The sequence below is a fragment of the Cupriavidus pampae genome, assembly GCF_914271485.1.
Classification (GTDB): Bacteria; Pseudomonadota; Gammaproteobacteria; order Burkholderiales; family Burkholderiaceae; genus Cupriavidus; species Cupriavidus pampae.
Window position 1 is genome coordinate 632915 of record NZ_CAJZAG010000002.1, and the last position, 16295, is coordinate 649209.

Here is a 16295-nt window from a genome sequence, read left to right on the forward strand (position 1 = left end):
CGCGCACCCCTGCTCCACCTCGGTGCTTACCCTGAGAGTCGTGGTTCGTGCTTGCTTCCCGAAAGGCTTGGTTGTACGATGACTTATCTCGACGCACCACTACCACCCTCTTATTCGCCATGTGGCGATCAGGAACAGCGACATGACTACACCGCAAGAACTCAAGCAGATCATCTCCGAAGGCCTGCTGTCGTTCCCCGTGACCGACTTCGACGCGCAAGGCAACTTCCGCGCTGACACCTATGCAGCCCGCCTGGAATGGCTCGCGCCGTACGGTGCGTCGGCCCTGTTTGCCGCAGGCGGCACTGGCGAGTTCTTCTCGCTGACGCAACAGGACTATTCGAACGTGATCCGCACTGCGGTGGAAACCTGCCGTGGCAAGGTGCCCATCCTGGCCGGTGCCGGTGGCCCGACCCGCGTGGCAATCGAATACGCGAAGGAAGCGGAACGTCTGGGCGCGCACGGCATTCTGCTGATGCCGCATTACCTGACCGAAGCGAGCGAAGACGGCATTGCCAACCACATCGAAGAGGTTTGCAAGGCCACCAAGTGCGGCGTGATCGTCTACAACCGCGCCAACTCGCGCATTGGTGCCGATCTGCTGGCCAAGGTCGTGGACAAGTGCCCGAACCTGATTGGCTTCAAGGACGGTGTGGGTGATATCGAGGCGATGGTGCGCGTGCGCCGCAAGCTCGGTGACCGCCTCGCCTATCTGGGTGGCCTGCCGACCGCCGAAGTCTACGCCGCTGCCTACAAGGCCCTGGGCGTGCCCGTGTACTCGTCGGCCGTGTTCAACTTCGTGCCGAAGACCGCGATGGACTTCTACCGCGCCATCGCCGCGGACGATCATGAGACCGTCGGCAAGCTGATCGACTCGTTCTTCCTGCCGTACCTGGACATCCGTAACCGCAAGCATGGCTACGCAGTGTCGATCGTCAAGGCTGGCGCGAAGCTGGTTGGCCACGATGCGGGCCCGGTGCGCGCACCGCTGACGGACCTGAAGGAAGAAGAACTGGCACAGCTGGACGCGCTGATCAAGAAGCTCGGACCGCAGTAAGAGTTTGACGCCCTCTCCTCACCGGGAGAGGAAGCGAAAAAGCAGTGGCACTCGCGTGCCACTGCTTTTTTTATTGCCGCTCAGTCAATCACTGCACGCCAAAGCGCGCGGCAGGCTTGCTGCGCGACAGGTTCGGGCCAAGCGCCGCGCGCGCCGATTCGAACGCGTTCCAGTCCGACAACTCCGGCAGCGACGGCACGGTGGCCACTTCGCCCTGATCGAAGCCGGCCAGCGCCGCATCGACCAGATCGTCGCCGCTCATCACCCATTCCGGCGGCAGCGCGTCCACCGAGTGCCCCGCGACGTCCCAGAACTCGGTGCGCGTCGCGCCCGGCAGCACGGCCTGCACACGCACGCCCTTGTCGCCCAGTTCGTGCTGCAGCGATTGCGTGAACGCCAGCACGAACGCCTTGGAACCGCCGTACACGCCGTTGAGGATGGTCGGCGCCACCGCGACGATCGACGCAATATTGATGATGCTGCCATGGCCGCGCGCCACGAACGCCGGCGCCACCGCGTAGGTCAGGCGCGTCAGCGCGGTCACGTTGACGTCGATCATCGATTGCATCTTGTCCACGTCCGCCTGCAACAGCGGTGCCGCGGCGCCGACGCCGGCGTTGTTGACGAGCACCGTGATGGCCGCGTCGTCACGCAGCACCTGCTCCACGCGCTTCATGTCTTCCAGCTTGGTCAGGTCCGCGACGATGATCTCCGCGGTGCGACCGGTGTCGCGCTGAATGCGTGCGGCCAGTTGCTCGAGACGAGCCTGATTGCGTGCCACAAGGATCAGATCGTGGCCGCGGCGAGCGAGACGATCCGCATAGATGGCGCCGATGCCCGACGATGCGCCCGTGATGACTGCCTTGCCTGCGTTGTTTTGGTTGCTCATGATGAAACTCCGATTCCAGTGCCTTGGGGGCTACCTTGAGGATTACCTTCGAGGGCGGTATTGAGGATTTGCCCGCTTGTGGCTTGCAATACCGCCTGCCTGGAATGAAGATTAGTGCCATAATGCAATGGCACCAATGTCATAGAAACAACCTTTTCTGCCATCGCAGCCAACCGCGTTTGCCACTTTTCCTGCCATGCACAAGATCGCTATCGCGCTGTACCCGGGCTTTCAGGTGTTGAACCTTGCGGTCTGCACCGTGCTCGAGTTCGCCAACAAGGAGTTGCCGGAACCGCTCTACGCGGTGCATCTGCTATCGGAGCACGGTGGACCTGTGATGTGTTCGGGTGGGTTCACGGTGAACACGGAGCCATTCGGCCGCCGACGCTACGACACCGTGCTGGTGGTCGGCGACAACGACGTCCTGCCGACGCCGCCCGCGCTGGTCGACTTCCTGCGGCGCTCGGCAAAGAGCGCGCGCCGCATCGGCGCCACGTGCACGGGCGCGTTCAACCTCGCGGAGGCCGGTGTGCTGGCCGGCAAGCGCGTGACCACGCACTGGTATCACGCCGACTTGCTGCGTGAGCGCTATCCCGATATCGAAGTCGAGGACGATCGCATCTTCAGCATCGACGGATCGGTGTGGACGTCGGCAGGCATGACGGCGTGCATCGACCTGACGCTGGCCATCGTCGAACGCGACTGCGGTGCCGAGGTGGCACGCGATGTCGCCAAGAAGCTCGTGGTCTACCACCGGCGCACCGGCGGTCAGTCACAGTATTCGAAGATGCTGGACCTGCAGCCGCGCTCGGACCGCATCCAGGCCGCGCTGGACTTCGCCCGCTCGAATCTGCACGAGGAGTTGTCGGTGGATCAGTTGGCCGAGGCCGCGCATCTGAGCCCGCGGCAGTTCGCACGCGCGTTTCGCGACGAAACCGGCGAGACGCCGGCCAAGGCGGTGGAGCATCTGCGGGTGGAGGCCGCGCGCGTGATGATGGAATCGGGCCGGCATTCGATCGACGTCATTGCGCGCGAGACTGGCTTTGGCGATCGCGAACGCATGCGTCGCTCGTTCCTGCGCGCCTACGGTCAGCCGCCGCAGGCGATTCGGCGTATGGTGCGCGGCACGATACCGATCGAGGCGGAAGCCGACGCGTGAGCCGGAGGCATGCGCCAATCGAATCGATCGCACAAAAAATAAGGCCCTCCGTAAGGAGGGCCTTCGGCAAGACTGGCACCGGTGAACTGGTGCCAGATACCAGGCGCACTTATCAGGCCGCCGCGTCCTTCAGCTTCTTCAGCGGGCGGACCTTGACCTTGACGCTGGCCGGCTTGGCCGGGAACCAACGCTCTTCACCGGTGAACGGGTCCTTGCCGAAGCGCTTCTTCTTCGCCGGCACTTGCTGCGCGGTCACCTTCAGCAGGCCCGGCAGCGTGAATTCGCCAGCGCCCTTCTTGTTCAGCGCGCCAACGATCGTGGTTTCCAGATGGGCCAGCACCGTCTTCACGGCCTTCGGCTCCAGCTGAGTCTGCGCCACCAGGTGAGCAACCAGGCTCGACTTGTTGAAGGTGTCCTTCAGCGGACGCGCTACGGGCGTCGCCGCGGGAGCAGCCTTCTTGGCCGGAGCGGCCTTCTTGGCAGCGGTCTTGGGCGCCGCAGCCTTCTTGGCAGCGGTCTTGGTAGCAGCCGGCTTGGCTGCAGTCTTCGCGGTCGGTTTCGCTTTGGTCGCCATATTCGATTAACAAGAGTTGAACAAACGTCCGACGCCAATCTCAACGTCCCGTTGCAAAACTTCCGCAGTACTACACGGAGATCATTTTGCAACGTTCGACACGCTGTCGATCCTGGGCGCCGGTACGCACTGAATCATAGCGGAAAGCGCCGCAAGTCAAGGGGTTTTCGTCAGCGAGATTTGTGAAACCAAGTAAAAACCCCGTGTTTTGTCGCTGCTTTGCGTCAGCAAAACGCATCGGAGGGGTACGTCCCCCCGTTTTCGACGCCGACGTATGTCGATATTCAGTGCGTATGCGCGCCCATCGCAGCGCGCGTCCGCTGCGCGAGGCCGAGCGCAAACGCGGTTTCGGCCACCAGAAACAGCGGTCCGATCAGCAGGCCGACGAGGTCGTCGACGAATGCCGGCTTGCGGCCTTCGTAATGGTGACCGATGAACTGGATGACCCAGCCGATGACGAACAGCCCGATGCCGGCGCCGAGCCAGATCGCATCCGGCATGGCGGCAAGCCACGCCCCCACGGCCACGAAAACCGCGAGAAGCACCACCATCGCCGCACCGAATGCACGCGACAGCCGCAGGTAGAACGCGCACGACAGTGCGTACACGATGATTGCCGGCGTCAGAAATGTGGGGCCATTGCCGAGCGGGATGAAGGGGCGCGCGAGTAGCGTGGTGACAGCCAGCACGATCATCGGAATGCCGATGAAGTGCGTGAACACATTGCGCGGGTTGCGATGGTAGGCCGCGTACTGGCCAAGATGATCGATCAGGGTTTTCACGGGCATCTCCTCTTTGTTTCTGCGCAGACAGGCAAGCCACTGCGACAGTTTTGTTGTGATGCCATGGTAGTCACGAATGGTGCCGTGGGCGAGCCATGCCGGGCGGAATCGCCTCGAGCATGTCCTCTAAACGGACGGCCGTACGTGTCATGCATCGCGTGAATTGCTCGCAGACAGTTTTCTGATAGCGTTACCCGCGCGCGCTGACGGTCCCCATAATGGCTACCGCAAACACAACGACAACAGGAGACGCCATGTCATTGTTCGACCTGACCGGCAAGGTCGCGGTCATCACCGGATCGTCGCGCGGCATCGGTCGCGCGATTGCGGAGCAAATGGCGGTACAGGGTGCCAAAGTGGTGATTTCTTCGCGCAAGCTGGAAGCGTGCGAAGAGGTGGTGGCCGCGATCAATGCACGGCACGGCGACGGCACCGCGATCGCGGTGGCCGCGAGCATTTCCTCGAAGACCGATCTGCAGCGCCTGGTCGATGAGACCAATCGCCAGTTCGGCCGCATCGACGTGCTGGTCTGCAACGCCGCGTCGAACCCCTACTACGGTCCGATGAGCGGCGTCAGTGACGAGCAGTTCCGCAAGGTGCTCGACAACAACGTGATTGCCAATCACTGGCTGATCCAGATGGTGGCGCCCCAGATGATTGCGCGGCGCGATGGCTCGATCGTGATCGTGTCGTCGATCGGCGGACTGCGTGGCTCGCCGACGATTGGCGTCTACAACGTATCGAAAGCGGCGGACTTCCAGCTGGCGCGCAATCTCGCGGTGGAGTTCGGTCCGCACAACGTGCGCGTCAACTGCATTGCGCCGGGGCTGATCAAGACCGATTTCGCGCGCGCGCTGTGGGAAGATCCCGAGCGCTACCGCCAGTCGACCGAAGGCGCGCCGCTGCGGCGTATCGGTGAGCCGATCGAGATTGCCGGCGCGGCGTGCTTTCTGGCGTCGGCAGCAAGCTCGTTTATGACCGGGCAGGCGATGGTGGTGGACGGTGGGGTAACGATCTGAAACCGCAGCAACGTCGTTACTTGACGGGGATAACGGTTTCGGCGGGCACTGGTACCGCCGTGACCGCGTTCTGCGGGCTGCCACTGACGATGCGGTCCGAGTAGGTCAGGTACACGAGCGTATTGCGCTTGCGATCGACCGCACGCACCACGTGCAGAGTCTTGAACAGGACCGACATGCGCTCGGAGAACACATCCTCCTGCGCGCGCAGCGGACCCTTGAAAGCGATCGGGCCGACCTGCCGGCAGGCGATCGATGCCTCGGGCGGGTCTTCGGCCATGCCGAGCGAACCCTTGATGCCACCTGTGCGGGCGCGCGAGACGTAGCACGTCACGCCCTGCACCTGCGGGTCGTCATACGCCTCGATGACGACCTTGTCCGAACCGGTCACGCGAAAATTCGTGCTCACGCTGCCGATTTCCTCGGCAGCAGCCACCGCGCATGCGGCCATGAGTGCCGCTGCGAACGCCCATCGTGTGCCTTGCATGCCCACTCCGCTCAGCTGACCGAACGCTGCTTGATATCGTCGTGACGCTTTTCCATTTCCTGGCGCAACGCGCGACGCTGCTGCGCGGCCTCGAAGCGCTGGCGCTCTTCCTCATCGCGCGGCTGCAGCGACGGCACCTCGGCCGGCTGGCCGTTATCGTCCACCGCGACCATCGTGAAGTAGCAGCTATTGGTATGGCGCACGAGCTTGCTGCGGATATTCTCGGTAATCACCTTGATACCGATTTCCATCGAGCTGCGGCCGGTGTAATTCACCGAGGCGAGAAAGGTCACGAGTTCGCCCACATGAATCGGCTGGCGGAACATGACCTGATCCACGGACAGCGTGACCACGTAGCGGCCCGCATAACGGCTCGCGCAGGCATACGCGACCATGTCCAGGTATTTGAGAATGGTGCCCCCGTGCACGTTGCCGGAGAAGTTGGCCATGTCCGGCGTCATCAGCACGGTCATGGAAAGCTGGTGGGACAGTTCGTTCATCGCGGGTATTCCATAAACAGGCCAGAAGCGAGCCGTGCTCGCGCGCGCAGTTTAACCCGTCGTCGCCTTGCGATGAATGCCGCGCGCCAAAAAGAAAAGCGGCCCTGAAGGCCGCTTTGCGACTTGTCGAACGCGAACGACTTACTTCTTCTTGTTCACTGCGTCCTTGAAGCCTTGGCCTGCCGAGAACTTCACCGTCTTGGCGGCCGGGATCTTGATGGTCTCGCCGGTACGCGGGTTGCGACCGGTACGTGCGGCGCGCTTGCCCGAGCTGAAGCTGCCGAAGCCCACGAGCGTCACCGAATCACCCTTTGCAACTGCCTTCTTGATACTGTCCAGCGCTGCGTTCAACGCGCGCTCGGCGGCGGCGTTGCTCAGTTCTGCGTCCGCGGCGATGGCCGATACCAGTTCACCTTTATTCATGGCTGATTTCCCTTGTTTGGTCGTCGTCACCGATGTATCTGCCAGGCGGCAAATCACCGATCGGCGCAGTCTAATCTGCCCTTTGCGCCCAACGCAATCCCAAGTGGCACCGATGCAACGAAAATCGCCGCAAATCGTTCCCTGACAAGACTTAGCGGGGGTTTTACCCCTCTTTTCCCGCAATCGACTCGCCGCGTCTAGCCCACAGGTTCGGGGGGCACGCTCTCGGGCAGTCGGGATGGACGGCCCTGTCACGGAGGGCCGCCCGGTCCAGCTGCCGGCAGTCACCAGAACGCCCGAACATGGTGCATCGCACCGATTTGCAGCATGAAGTGGTGCCGTCATGCCTCATTTCGATGCATGAACATCGCGCCGTGGCCGACGAGATCTTCGGGTATCCACCCTTCCGGGTGGCGCCCCTCACGCCTTGCCCGACGCCGGAACGCCATCACGGTGCACCACGCACCGTGATCGAGCGATTTGCGCCCCGTTTTCGCTCATTCTGGAATGCTTCTTGCGTACTCGCGCTCCCATTTTGCGCATGAGGTCACAATGGAAAACTGGAAGTCTGGCACGGATGCCCTGTTCATCCTGCTCGGGGCGATCATGGTGCTGGCCATGCACGCCGGATTCGCATTCCTCGAACTAGGAACGGTCCGAAAGAAAAACCAGGTCAATGCACTCGTGAAAATCCTCGTGGATTTTGCCGTCTCGACGATTGCATACTTTTTTATTGGTTATACGGTCGCCTATGGCGTGCAATTCATGTCGAGCGCGGAGGTTTTGGCGCAACGGAACGGCTATGAATTGGTCAAATTCTTCTTTCTCGCGACGTTTGCCGCCGCGATTCCCGCAATTATCTCCGGCGGTATCGCGGAGCGCTCGCGCTTCGGCCCGCAACTGATTGCCACTTTCGTGCTGGTCGGCTTTGTCTATCCGTTCTTCGAGGGCATCGTGTGGAACGGGCATTTTGGCGTGCAGGACTGGATCGCCCGCGTGGCTGGCGCGCCGTTCCATGACTTTGCCGGATCGGTGGTAGTCCATGCCGTGGGCGGCTGGATCGCGCTGCCGGCCATCCTGCTGCTGGGCGCGCGCCGCGGCCGCTATCAGAAGGATGGCCGCATCAGCGCGCATCCGCCCTCGAACATTCCGTTCCTCGCGCTCGGCGCCTGGGTGCTGGCGGTGGGCTGGTTCGGCTTCAACGTGATGAGCGCGCAGAGCATCGACAAGATCAGCGGGCTGGTGGCCATCAATTCGCTGATGGCCATGGCCGGCGGCACGCTGTCGGCCTGGTGGGCCGGCCGCAACGATCCGGGCTTTGCCTACAACGGTCCGCTAGCCGGCCTCGTTGCGGTTTGCGCGGGCTCCGACCTCATGCATCCGCTGGGCGCGCTCGTGACGGGCGCGATCGCGGGCGTGCTGTTCGTCTATCTGTTTACGCTGGCCCAAAACAAATGGCGGATCGATGATGTGCTGGGCGTGTGGCCGCTGCACGGCCTGTGCGGTGCCTGGGGTGGCATTGCCGCCGGCATCTTCGGTACGCGCGCGCTGGGCGGTCTGGGCGGCGTGTCGATCGGCGCGCAGCTGATTGGCACCGCGCTTGGCATCGTCATCGCCTTGGTTGGTGGCACCGTGGTGTACGGCACGCTTCGCAAGTTCGTCGGCATCCGGCTCGATCCCGAGGCCGAGTTCAACGGTGCCGACCTGACGCTGCACCGCATCTCCGCCACACCGGAACGCGAGACCAACTGGTAATTCCCGCTCGGGAGTCCGCTCTGGAGCCACCTTCGGGTGGCTTTTTTCATTCAGTGCTAAGGATTGTTTACTTGAACTTCCGCTTTCGCAGGGCCAATAATGCCTTGCCCGCTTCTCGCATTTCTGCCAATTTGCGGCGCCGCGGGGCGCGTTTTTCCTGGTGTCCGACCCAGCTTCCCATCACTGGAGAATGCCCATGGATTCCCAATCGCTGCTCAGTTTCCGCGATATCGTCATCGGCTATGCCACTGTCTTCGGCGTCAAAATCCTTGCCGCGCTCGCGTTCTGGATCGTTGGCCGCTGGCTGATCCATTTCGTGGTGCGCATGTTGCAGAAGGCTTTGGGCCGCCAGCAGGTGGATCCGACGCTGTTGCGCTACGTCGGCTCGATCGTCACGGTGATGCTCAATATCGTGCTGGTCATCGGCATCCTCGGATACTTCGGCATCCAGACCACAACGTTCGCGGCATTGATCGCGGCGGCGGGCGTGGCCATCGGCATGGCCTGGTCGGGGCTGATGTCGAACTTCGCGGCCGGGGCGTTTCTGATCGTGCTGCGGCCATTCAAGGTCGGGGACTTCGTGACCATTGGCGGCGTCACGGGCACGGTGCGCGAGGTCGGGTTGTTCGCCACCACCCTCGACACGCCCGACAACGTGCTGACCGTGGTCGGTAACAACAAGATCTTTTCCGACACGATTCAGAATTTCTCGGCGAATGCGTTCCGGCGCGTCGAGCTCAAGGCCCAGTTGGCCGGCACTACCGATGCCGCAGCCGCGGTGGCACTGTTGAAGGAACGCGTCGCGGCGATTCCGAACGTGCTGACCGAACCGCCGGTGGACGTCGAGATCCTCGAGTTCACGCTCGTGGGACCGGTGCTGGCGGTCAGACCTTACTGCCATAACGATCATTACTGGCAGGTTTACTTCGACACCAATCGCGTGATTCGCGAAAGCTTCGGCGAGGCGGGTTATGCCGCGCCGATGCCTGCGCAGATGATCGTCATGCAGGGCGCGCCAGCGATGCCGATGGCACCGGCGCAGTCGGCGAACGAAGCGGCTTGAGCTTCAGGTTGCCGGTCTGCGCGCCAGACCGGCATGGCCATACCACCGCATCAGCACCGCTGCCGCGCCGCACACCGCCATCACCACGGCCAGCGGCAACGCGGTGCCGTCATGCCAGAAGCTGACCGCGGCGCCCGCGAGGGTGCCGAGGCTGAATTGCAGCGTGCCCATCAACGCCGACGCCGTGCCGGCGCGATGGCCCTGATGCGCAAGCGCGAGTGCCGACGCGTTCGGCAGGATGCAGCCCATGCCGGACAGGCAGACGAAGAAGCAGGCCAGCAGCACCGGTAGCGTGGCGGTGCCGGTGAGCGCCGCCACCGCGAGCACGGCGCCCGCGAGGCACGGCGCGAACAACGCCGCGCGCAGTACGCTGTCGAGCGGGCGCGCGCGCACTAGCCGCGCATTCACCTGCGCCATGAAGATCAGCCCGAACGCATTGGCGCCGAACACAAAGCCGTAGTACGAAGGATCGATACCGTGGAGCTCGATGAGCACGAACGGCGAGCCGGCAATGTATGCAAACATGCCTGCCTGCGAGCAGCCGGCCGCCAGCGAGTAGCCGACGAACTCGCGCGCGCGCAGCAGTTCGCCGTAGCTGCGCAGCACCGACACCGGATGCAGCGGCTGCACGCGCCGCGGATCGAGCGACTCCTCCATGCGGCGATGCACCAGCAGCAGGATCAGCAGCGCCGCGCCGCAATGCACCCAGAAGATCGAACGCCAGCCAAACGCGGCGAGCAGCACGCCGCCGATAATCGGCGCCAGGATCGGCGCGAGGCCCATCACGAGCATCAGCGACGAAAACGCGCGCGCCGATTCGCGCGCCTCGAGCCGGTCGCGGATGACCGCGCGCGACACCACGATACCCGCGCAACCGCCCAGCGCTTCGAGGAAACGCCACCACATCAGCGACTCCACGCTGCCCGCGAGCGCGCAGCCGGCCGCCGCCGCCGCGTACAGCAGCAACCCGATATAGAGCGGCGGCTTGCGGCCGAAGCGGTCGCTGATCGGCCCGTAGAACGCCTGCCCGATCGCCAGGCCAACCAGAAACGCGCCGAGCGTCAGCTGTACGCGACTGATATCGACACGCAGGTCCGCCGCCAGCGCCGGAAAGCTGGGCAGATACATGTCGATGGACAGCGGCGCGAGCGCGGTGAGCGATGCGCAGATCAGCAGCCAGAGGGGAAAGCGCGGAGATGCGTCCGGGGCGTGGGTAGCCGCGCGGTCGGGAGCCGTCATGAGGTGTCCGGTGATGCCGTGGATGGTGCCGCGCGCGATCCGTCATCGGCCGCCCGCAGCCCGGCAAACGGCGATTGTTACACAACCGTGCGTCGCGAGCGCGTGCCGGCACGCGCGTCAAGTGGTGGCTTTCCCCGTATCCACGATTCTGTCGCAAACCGCGCAACGGTCCGAATGCCATATGTGGCGCGGCTTTCGCGTACAGCGAGGTGGAGGGTACAATGCCTCCCTGTCGGTGCGCGTGACGTACCGACCGCGCAGCCATACGCACCGCGGGCGACGGATCACGGGAGCCGTGCCCGGCAACGTTATCCTGCATGACCAGACCCTATTCGCCGTTGATTGCCACGCTGAGCCTGGCCGCGTTCGCGACCTGGCTGCCGCCTTTGCCCGTGCAGGCGGCACCAGTGCGCGGCGGCCCGCCGCTCGCGCAACCTGCTCCTCCACCGGTGCCCCCCGTGGACGAAGCTGACGCGTTGTCGCGCATGCTCAAGGGCGCCGCCACCGGACAGAACACCGGCGCGGCCGGCGTGCCTGAATTCCTCCGCAATACCAATCGCCCAGACAGCGTGCTCGCGCGCGCCTGCCGTCAGCTCAACGACGTGCTGCCGATGGACATCGACGCCGAGACGCGGCTACGCCGCTGCCAGTCGGTACCGGGCAAGCATGTGTTGTTTCAGTTGGAGCTCACCAACTATCGCGGTCCGATGCTCGACCTCGCGAGTTTCGAGGTCAACTATGCGGCGCCGCTGCAGCGCAATATCTGCGCGAACCGTGACGTGGAAATCCTGACCAAGCTCGGGGTCAGCATGATGTTTCGCTACATGACGCGAAACGACCGCGGCGAACGCCGCGTCGGCGACGTGTACATCAACGCGCCAATCTGCGTCTCGGCCCTGCGGTAGTCATAAAAAAAGCCCCGCCTCTTTCGAGACGGGGCTGATCTTGTCAGCACGCGACCGTTCAGGCCGGCCGCGGGCGTAGCGGCAGCACGTTGGCCGCGCGACGCATCAGCACGCGCGTTTCCTTCCATGCCGCGTCAGCCAGCGGCGATGCCCACACCAGCTCATGCAGGCGCGACAGCGCGAACGGATCGCCCAGCAGCAGATGCTTCTGCGACGCGCTGAGCGCGCCCGGTCCATGCGTCAACGCGTGCTGCACCAGCGAGCTGTGCTGCATGCGCGTCGGCTCCGGCTGCACGCGGCGCGCGCTGGCGGTGGCGCACATCAGCGCATTGGTCACCGGATCCACCACGGCATCGACGAAGCCTGGCACCTCGTGCGCGGACTCCACGTGCTGCTGCGTTTCCACGACTTCACGCGGCACCTGTGTTTCTTCCGGAATGATGAACAACCCCGCGCGACGCGCGGCGCGGCCCAGCGGTACTCGCGAAAGGAACACCGACAGCGGAATCGACAACGCCAGCGAACCGACGATCGGCAGCAGCCACCAGAGGAAGCCCGGGCTCAGCCAATACACGCCACCACCCCACACCAATCCCAGCAGCGTGTGGCCACCGTGACGGCGGAAGGCTTCGCCCCATGTGGTTTCCGCATCTTCCCGCGGCGGCGATTTCCACGAAATGCCCCAGCCGCTGTACGCCGCCACCACGAACTTGGTATGGAACAGCATGCGCGTGGGTGCCAGCAACGCGGAGAGCGTGACCTCGATCAACATGCTGAGCACCAGCCGCACCGGACCGCCATAGTTGCGCGCGTCTTTCATCAGCAGCAGCACGCTCAGGATCTTCGGCAGGAACAACAGCGTGGCCGTGGCCGAGAACAGCGCGAGCGCCTTCTCCGGATGCCACTCGGGCCAGGTCGGGAAGAACTGATACGGTTGCGAGAAATACGTCGGCGGCACGAGCGCGTGCTTGGCCAGCATGGCCGTCGACAACAGCAGGAACAGGAACCACAGCGGCGCCGACAGATAGGCCATGATGCCGGTGAGGAATACCGCGCGGTGCACCGCATGGAAGCCCTGCTTCATCCACAGCCGGAAGTTCATCAGGTTGCCCTGGCACCAGCGGCGATCGCGCTTGACCTCATCGAGCAGGTTCGGCGGCATTTCCTCGAACGAGCCAGGCAGATCGTAGGCAATCCACACGCCCCACCCCGCGCGCCGCATCAGCGCGGCCTCGACGAAATCGTGCGAGAGGATTTCGCCCGAGAGCGGCCCCTTGCCCGGCAGCGGCGCCAGCGCGCAATGCTCCATGAACGGCTTGATGCGGATGATCGCGTTATGGCCCCAGTAGTGGGACTCGCCCAACTGCCAGTAATGCAGGCCGGCCGTGAACAGCGGACCGTACACGCGCGTGGAAAATTGCTGCACGCGCGCATAGAGCGTGTCGCGCCCCACCGCGATCGGCGCGGTCTGGATAATGCCGGCGCCCGGATTGGCTTCCATCAGGCGCGTCAACGTGGCCAGGCACTCGCCGCTCATCACACTGTCGGCATCGAGCACGATCATGTAGCGATACTTGCTGCCCCAGCGGCGGCAGAAGTCGGCCACATTACCGGTCTTGCGCTTGACGCGATGACGGCGCCAGCGATAGAAGATGCGGCCGAAACCGCCAACGGCGCGGCACACTTCCATCCACGCGTCATGCTCGGCCGTGCGCAGGTCCGGATTGCCGCTGTCCGACAGCACGAAGAAGTCAAACGGCGCCATCTGGCCGGTACGCTCGAGCGATTCGTACGTGGCGCGCAAACCCGCGAACACGCGCGTCACGTCCTCGTTGCAGATCGGCATGATCACCGCTGTGCGTGCCTTGGGATCGATCGGCGCATCGCTCGCGGCCGAGCGCGAGATCAGATGCTTGTCGCCGCCCTTGGCCAACACGAGGAAACCCATCATCGCGGTCCAGAAGCCCGCGGATACCCACGAGAACAGCACCGCGAACAGCACGAGGATCGCCACTTCGAGCGGGTCCGCGCCCTTGTAGGGCAGCACGTTGGTCATGGCGTACGTCGCCGCCGCCGTCTGCGCGACCACCAGGCCGAGCAGGAACCAGCGTCGATGCGAGCCAGCCGGATGCCACTTGCCTTCCGCGTCCGGGCCGTCGTGGATGGTGTCCCACGTCTCGGGCACGGGCGGTCGGCCCAGCATGCGGCGCCAGGTGTTACGCACCCAGCCACTCACCACATGCGGCGGCCACTGGCGCGGCACCATCGAGGCGCGCTCGGGCTTGGGGCCGGTGTCCACATGCACGGTGCCGTCGGCGCGACGCTCCAGCAGCGACTCGCCGTCGATCTGCGGATTGCCATAGGCCATGCCGAAGCGGCGGCCCACCGAAGCATAGGTGGCGCCGCCCGGTGTGGTGGCGTCAGGCCTCAATGCGTCCGGTGAGGGGGGGCGTGGGCCTTCCTTCAACGGTTCGCGCAGACCGGCCAGGCGCGTCTGCAGTTCGATCATGGCCGCGGGCGTTTCAGTGCCGTCAACCGGGACGCTCGTCACCGGGGTCGGTTGGGCGTCGGCGAGCAGCTCGCTGCGCAACTCCGGAGAGGCTGGCAGGCGATCGACATATCGCTCGCATGCTGCCGCCAGGGCCGGGCGCTGCTTTAGCCGGGGGGTAAGATGTAGCTCCATGTCTCGGAAAGGGTCGTATTGCCGTTGCGAAGATAGCCGCGCAACTCAACCGGCTTGTTTTCGTCCTTGCGGCGCAGGAACATCGTCATGCGCCAGCCACCCGTCGCCTCGTTGCGCACCACCGACGTCTTCAGCAGTTCGCCGTTGGCATCGGCCGAGATCACGGGCTCCAGCTTCGTTTCTTCTGGCAGCTTCTTGAAGGCCGGGCCTTCGAAGTCCACCGTGAGGGAGAAGCTCGTATCTTCGGGCTTGCGCGTGAGGCCCTGCCCGCGTCGGGTCTGCGTGACCCACGACAGCGGCGGCAGGTTGGCGGTGTCCTTCTGCCACAGCAGGCGGTATTCGTAGTCGAAGGCCTGCTTGGGCTTGGGCGGATTGTCGGGAATCCAGTACGCGACGATGTTGTCGTTGGTTTCGTCCGGCGTCGGAATCTGCACGAGTTCCACGCGGCCCGAGCCCCAGTTGCCCCGCGGCTCCACCCAGCCGCTGGGCCGGCGCTCGTACCAGGAGCCGATCTCCTGATAGTTGTCGAAGCTGCGATCGCGTTGCATGAGGCCGAACCCCTGCGGATTGTTCGAGGCGAACGACGTCACGAGCAGGCGCTTCGGATTCACGAGCGGGCGCCAGACCCATTCGCCCGTGCCGAGGTGAATCGACAGGCCGTCCGAGTCGTGCACTTCAGGGCGGAAGTCGTTCGTGCCCGACGGCTGATTCTCGCCAAACAGATACATGCTGGTCAGCGGAGCAAGGCCGAGCTTGGTGACGTTCTCTCGCAAGAATAGTCGCGCCTTGACCTCCATGACAGTTTCACTGCCGGGCTTGATGATGAAGCGATACGCACCCGACAGGCGACGCGAGTCCATCAGCGCATAGAGCGTGATCTGCTTGTCGTTAGGGTCCGGACGCTCGATCCAGAATTCGGTGAATCGCGGAAACTCCTCGCCGGAGTTGAGACCGGTGTCCACCGCCAGGCCACGTGCCGACAGCCCGTACCACTGGTCGCGACCGAGCGCGCGGAAATAGCTTGCGCCGAGGAACGAGGCCAGCTCGTCCTTCTTGCCCTTGCTACCTTGATTGACCGGGTACATCAGGCGGAACCCGGCAAAGCCGAGTCCCTTGAGCTTGGCCGGATCGACCTTGTGCGGACCATAGTTGAACGCCGACGGGTCGAAGCGGAATTCACGCACGCTACCACCGACGACTTCGTTGATGCGCACGGGCTGGTCGAACACCATGCCTTCATGGAAGAACGACAACTCGAACGGAAGCCGCGCGTTGCGCCAGGCAAACCGCTCGGGCTTGTATTCAATGTCTTTATAGCGTTCGTACGAAAGCTCGGCGAGCTCACGTGGCAGATTTTGCTGCGCAGGCTTGTAAGGCGAGCTGGCCAGCTGACGCGCGCGCGCGGAGACGGTCTCGAAGTCGAACGCATGCGCGGCGGGCATCGCCAGCAGCGTCGTCACCATGATCGCGCCGCCGCCGAGCCACTTTGCAAGCGAGCCACCGAGAGGTCCAAGGGACGAACGGACGCGGGCAGCGAGCATCTGGCAGGTTGAGCGAGGCAGCAATTTCGGCGAAATCAGCGTTAGCGAGGCGGTCATGAAGGCCGGTTGAATCTTGCAGTGGAAGGTAGCAGGGAGAGCGTAACCGGAAGAGCAAAGGGGGAGAGCAAAAGCCGGACCACATCTGTCCGCACATCGGAAAAATCCGACCTAGCTGCCTCCGCACCATTGCCGTGCGAGGGCAGACCTTAACAATTCAAG

15 protein-coding genes are annotated in these 16295 nt (G+C 63.9%); 6 read left to right on the plus strand and 9 right to left on the minus strand.

Annotation, left to right across the window (positions count from 1 at the left end; translation table 11 throughout):
• Positions 1-142: 142 nt before the first annotated feature.
• Positions 143-1057 carry a 5-dehydro-4-deoxyglucarate dehydratase gene (kdgD, locus tag LDO41_RS07055; protein WP_223983717.1) on the plus strand — a complete coding sequence of 305 codons (915 nt, stop codon included), beginning with the start codon at positions 143-145 and terminating at the stop codon, positions 1055-1057.
• 88 nt (positions 1058-1145) lie between these two features.
• On the opposite strand, the gene LDO41_RS07060 is transcribed toward kdgD, so the two are convergent.
• Positions 1146-1946, minus strand: a complete 801-nt coding sequence (locus LDO41_RS07060; RefSeq protein WP_223983720.1) for an SDR family NAD(P)-dependent oxidoreductase — start codon at positions 1944-1946, stop codon at positions 1146-1148.
• A 196-nt stretch (positions 1947-2142) separates the two neighbouring features.
• Between LDO41_RS07060 and LDO41_RS07065 the strand changes: the two genes are divergently transcribed.
• Positions 2143-3105, plus strand: a complete 963-nt coding sequence (locus LDO41_RS07065) for a GlxA family transcriptional regulator (RefSeq protein ID WP_223983724.1) — start codon at positions 2143-2145, stop codon at positions 3103-3105.
• A 112-nt stretch (positions 3106-3217) separates the two neighbouring features.
• Here LDO41_RS07065 and LDO41_RS07070 read toward each other — a convergent pair whose 3' ends face one another.
• Both LDO41_RS07070 and LDO41_RS07075 read right to left on the minus strand, forming a co-directional pair.
• Entirely contained in the window at positions 3218-3679 is a 462-nt protein-coding gene (locus LDO41_RS07070) for an HU family DNA-binding protein (RefSeq protein WP_223983726.1), read from the minus strand.
• Between the two features lie 284 nt (positions 3680-3963).
• A complete protein-coding gene (locus tag LDO41_RS07075; RefSeq protein ID WP_223983728.1) occupies positions 3964-4461 on the minus strand; it encodes an Mpo1 family 2-hydroxy fatty acid dioxygenase in 498 nt (165 codons plus the stop codon).
• 254 nt (positions 4462-4715) lie between these two features.
• Here LDO41_RS07075 and LDO41_RS07080 point away from each other — a divergent pair, with 254 nt between their 5' ends.
• Positions 4716-5480: an SDR family oxidoreductase gene (locus LDO41_RS07080; RefSeq protein ID WP_223983730.1), complete on the plus strand. Its 765-nt coding sequence runs from the start codon at positions 4716-4718 to the stop codon at positions 5478-5480.
• A 16-nt stretch (positions 5481-5496) separates the two neighbouring features.
• On the opposite strand, the gene LDO41_RS07085 is transcribed toward LDO41_RS07080, so the two are convergent.
• From LDO41_RS07085 to LDO41_RS07095, 3 genes are all read right to left on the minus strand, one after another.
• The gene (locus LDO41_RS07085) at positions 5497-5967 is read right to left on the minus strand and encodes a CreA family protein (protein WP_223983732.1); all 471 of its coding nucleotides are present in this window, start codon (positions 5965-5967) and stop codon (positions 5497-5499) included.
• 11 nt (positions 5968-5978) lie between these two features.
• Positions 5979-6467: an acyl-CoA thioesterase gene (locus tag LDO41_RS07090; RefSeq protein WP_223983741.1), complete on the minus strand. Its 489-nt coding sequence runs from the start codon at positions 6465-6467 to the stop codon at positions 5979-5981.
• Between the two features lie 141 nt (positions 6468-6608).
• Positions 6609-6890: an HU family DNA-binding protein gene (locus LDO41_RS07095; protein WP_109583182.1), complete on the minus strand. Its 282-nt coding sequence runs from the start codon at positions 6888-6890 to the stop codon at positions 6609-6611.
• Between the two features lie 552 nt (positions 6891-7442).
• On the opposite strand from LDO41_RS07095, the gene LDO41_RS07100 reads away from it, so the two are divergent.
• Complete coding sequence (locus LDO41_RS07100) at positions 7443-8645, plus strand: ammonium transporter (RefSeq protein ID WP_223983743.1); 1203 nt, start codon at positions 7443-7445, stop codon at positions 8643-8645.
• Between the two features lie 196 nt (positions 8646-8841).
• On the plus strand, positions 8842-9708 hold the full coding sequence (locus LDO41_RS07105) for a mechanosensitive ion channel family protein (protein WP_223983751.1): 867 nt from the start codon (positions 8842-8844) through the stop codon (positions 9706-9708).
• A 3-nt stretch (positions 9709-9711) separates the two neighbouring features.
• Here the strand turns inward: LDO41_RS07105 and LDO41_RS07110 are convergent, their stop codons facing one another.
• The gene (locus LDO41_RS07110) at positions 9712-10947 is read right to left on the minus strand and encodes a Bcr/CflA family multidrug efflux MFS transporter (RefSeq protein WP_223983753.1); all 1236 of its coding nucleotides are present in this window, start codon (positions 10945-10947) and stop codon (positions 9712-9714) included.
• A gap of 317 nt (positions 10948-11264) precedes the next feature.
• On the opposite strand from LDO41_RS07110, the gene LDO41_RS07115 reads away from it, so the two are divergent.
• Positions 11265-11852: a hypothetical protein gene (locus LDO41_RS07115; protein ID WP_223983756.1), complete on the plus strand. Its 588-nt coding sequence runs from the start codon at positions 11265-11267 to the stop codon at positions 11850-11852.
• Between the two features lie 58 nt (positions 11853-11910).
• Here LDO41_RS07115 and mdoH read toward each other — a convergent pair whose 3' ends face one another.
• Together mdoH and LDO41_RS07125 are read right to left on the minus strand one after the other, a co-directional pair.
• A complete protein-coding gene (gene mdoH, locus LDO41_RS07120; protein WP_223983759.1) occupies positions 11911-14535 on the minus strand; it encodes a glucans biosynthesis glucosyltransferase MdoH in 2625 nt (874 codons plus the stop codon).
• Entirely contained in the window at positions 14508-16076 is a 1569-nt protein-coding gene (locus tag LDO41_RS07125; protein WP_223984302.1) for a glucan biosynthesis protein G, read from the minus strand. The genes mdoH and LDO41_RS07125 overlap by 28 nt, the downstream gene beginning before the upstream one ends.
• Between the last annotated feature and the right edge of the window lie 219 nt (positions 16077-16295).